Origin of the sequence: Cognaticolwellia mytili, from assembly GCF_002104475.1 — a bacterium.
Classification (GTDB): Bacteria; Pseudomonadota; Gammaproteobacteria; order Enterobacterales; family Alteromonadaceae; genus Cognaticolwellia; species Cognaticolwellia mytili.
Genome location: NZ_NBOF01000039.1, coordinates 1 through 286, shown reverse-complemented (window position 1 = coordinate 286; position 286 = coordinate 1). Strand labels below are relative to the sequence as shown.

At 57.0% G+C, this 286-nt stretch carries 1 pseudogene; it reads right to left on the bottom strand.

The features are described 5' to 3' along the window. Positions 1-286: pseudogene (locus B7C41_RS19980) on the bottom strand (aspartyl/asparaginyl beta-hydroxylase domain-containing protein); the annotation flags it as partial.

Sequence of the window (286 nt, the reverse complement as noted above, 5' to 3'; positions counted from 1 at the left end):
GCCGGTTTTGAAGAACGAGTTGAAACCCACGTCGTCGTAGTTTTCGGACTTCTTGATTTCGCCTACCTGCAGCAATTGCCGGCCTTCTTCGCGAATTTCCTGCCAGTGCTCCTGCAGCGGCTTCAGTTCGGGAAAGGCATCCACCGGCAAGTACGGCTTGGCCGGGTGTTTGGAAAACAGGTACAGAAAACTGTTGATCGGGGCCAGAAAGCTGGAGTGGTCGCCCAGTTGGCGGGTCAGCTTGTGACGGACCCGACCGCGCAGGTGAACGTACGCGATCGAGAGA